The 2,602-nt window shown below is 54.2% G+C and carries 1 protein-coding gene; it reads left to right on the top strand.

Features of this window, described 5'->3' with window-relative positions; all coding sequences use genetic code 11:
• Nucleotides 1-453 precede the first annotated feature (453 nt).
• Nucleotides 454-2,217, top strand: a complete 1,764-nt coding sequence (locus tag LUZ64_RS36525) for a hypothetical protein (RefSeq protein ID WP_170116790.1) — start codon at nucleotides 454-456, stop codon at nucleotides 2,215-2,217.
• The last annotated feature ends 385 nt before the right edge of the window (nucleotides 2,218-2,602 follow it).

Here is a 2,602-nt window from a genome sequence, read left to right as displayed (position 1 = left end):
GCGGCACGACCCGCTGGAACAACTCCCACAAGCCGTCCGGCACCAACCGCTCAACAAGCTTCGTCGTCACCCCACCACCTCACCCCACCACCATCCCGCAGATCACACCAAACGAAATGACTTGTAAGGGCGCTGATGTGGGAGGGATCGACCACGCTGCGCGATCAATCCAGCCGTGACGCGGCGTTGAGCTCGGCGAGCAGAGCCCGCGTGCAGCCGCTGCCAGACGCGGCCCCTTCGGCAGGTACTCCCACCGGAGCCGCTGTGCGGCACGTGCAGGATCCCGCAGAGCTTCCGGGCAGGCAAGGCACGGCCTGGAAGCGAAGGCGCCACTTGCGCTATGGCAGCAGCGACTCCCAGAGATCCCGTAGATCCACGGCGACGCCCTCACACAAAGAGCAACGATCAACTGACTATCCAAGCACGTGTGCAAGCTCAAAGAAAGTGATAGCTATGACAACAGCAGTCGAGAATATTCAGGTAGCAGAGATTACCCCGTCGACTCGGATCGTCTACCGGGGAGTCTCGCCAGCAGAATTTATATACCTTGAAGGCAATAAATTTTCTCGCGCCCAAAGTCCTACTCAGGGTAACGATGATCCGCAATGGAAGGCGCTTTATACGGGCAGTGATGCAAATGTTTCCTCCAGGAATATCACCGATAACCCAGGAGGCGTGGTAAAGATTGAGTACCCGTCAGACTGGAAAGTGCTGGAGATTACTAGCACTACTCCCAGCCAGAAGTGGCACAACGATATGGGTGAAGCGTGGCCCGTGTGGAGAGCTGTAAAGAAATGGGCAGCCAGCAACCAGGTGGATCTACCAGACGTAACAGCTAGCAATATTGATGATTATCTCCTACTCGATGAGCTCGGCAAAAAGAAAATAATCCTTAAGAAACCTATCGGGGAAGACGATGTTAGCAGCCATGAATTTATCATTCCATGGAAGATGGCGGAAACGGTAGCGCAAAATAAAATAGACAGTACCTCGGACCCCGCTGCGAAATTCTTCACCCCGGACGATTTAGATAGCACAACAAAACAGCCGAAAGACCAAGCGGCGGTGCGGAGAATTCTCAAAAAATGGGATGCGTATAGCTGCAAAGGCGGGGCTTCCGCAACTTTCGGTGTGGCGTCACTGTGCGGAATCAACGTAGCGGCATATAAAGCGGATATTGAAAAATTAATTAAAGATGTGTATGAGGATCCCAATTTTAGTGACCTTAAGAATCGCACCGGCGGCCCCCAAAAAGATAAAGACACTCTCAAAGGTTATTACGAAAGGTTAAAGCCTAAAGTCGAGACCCTCAGGCCTCTCAAGGCTGGTGTGTCCTCTGCGGTGGGTGCTGCTGGCGCTATCTCATGGGCTATAGGAGTAGCTGACGCCTTTACGAGCGAGAACGTGAGTAGCTTTGACAAGGCCGCTGCCGTCACGGCTATTGTGCCTGGCCTTGGCGAGTGTGTAGGAATCGCTAACGCCATTGATAAAAGAGACCCCGAGGGATTGATCATCAATACAATCTCTATGGCTGCTTTGATGGCGTCCGCAGCGGTTCCGGTGCTTGCGCCGATCGGCGTCGCCTTGGATGCGGGACTGGCTGCCGCGCAAGGTGTAGCGACTGTTTTGGAGTATTTAGAAATAGGGCAACCTGCTAGAACGCCGCTTCCGGTCAGTTCCCCTAAGACGCATAAGGGTGTTACAGCGGCATGGGTTGGGAGTGAACGGATTATAGCTCACAGGCCGAGGCCAGGAATGCGGCAGCACATCTTTAGTGTATCGATTGATTCGTCTAAGCCAGAATATACAGCCCCTCTTATTGAAGTTGCTGGCGTTCGAGCGGATGGTAAGTTAGATCCTAGCCCTGAGTGGATTCGCATTCGCCAGAATCACTATCCGATTCCTTTTCGGTTTGAGAAACTCAGCGGGGATTCCCCTTACGCCTTCCGTTGTGTTCTTTTACGCCCTACAACCATCACCCGGACCGAACCTGTGTACGTGACGTTTGCCTACATGACGAGCGATATGACGTGCAGAACGGGAGAAAGTGACCCTAATAAGGCATGTTCTCCGAACAATCCTGCGATAGCTGTGCGATTTGGGTCACTTGTGAAAAATGAAGATGAGCGAAGCGTGCTTGCGGTTACCTGGCCTGGGCCTAGCATTCGACCTGAAACTAACTGGATCAAGCTTCCTTACTCAATTCACCCGTACTAGAGATCTCCAATTGGTTCTTTTCGCTGTGCACCTGTGCGCTGGTGACGGATCTGATTTGGGCGGTCGCCCGGAGGTAAACAGGATTGAACGTGTACGGGCCCGCGCTGTCGTCGCTGGTGTTCTCCATTTCCGCGGCCTGTTGCTTCAGGACATGGAGATCACCTGGCTGAGCCTCTCGCCCTCAGGCGGACCTCCCAGCCCCACCGCCCACTCCCCATGGCCAGACCAGTCACCAACCCACCATGTAGGACACGGCCTTAGGGCGTGTATCGAGTCGTGATCAGTTTGTCGGTTCCGCCCTCGCTCTGAGGGCGGAACCGGTAGTCCAGTGCACATGACGCGTGCGCAACTGACGGACGAGGGGTGGGGGTTTGTCGAGCCGTAT

The organism is Streptomyces albireticuli (assembly GCF_021228125.1).
Classification (GTDB): domain Bacteria; phylum Actinomycetota; class Actinomycetes; order Streptomycetales; family Streptomycetaceae; genus Streptomyces; species Streptomyces albireticuli.
This window is presented reverse-complemented; position numbering and strand designations above follow the sequence as displayed.

Excerpts from the sequence above, each read along its gene's own strand:
- LUZ64_RS36525 (WP_170116790.1), top strand. The coding sequence starts at position 454 with ATGACAACAGCAGTCGAGAATATTCAGGTAGCAGAGATTACCCCGTCG.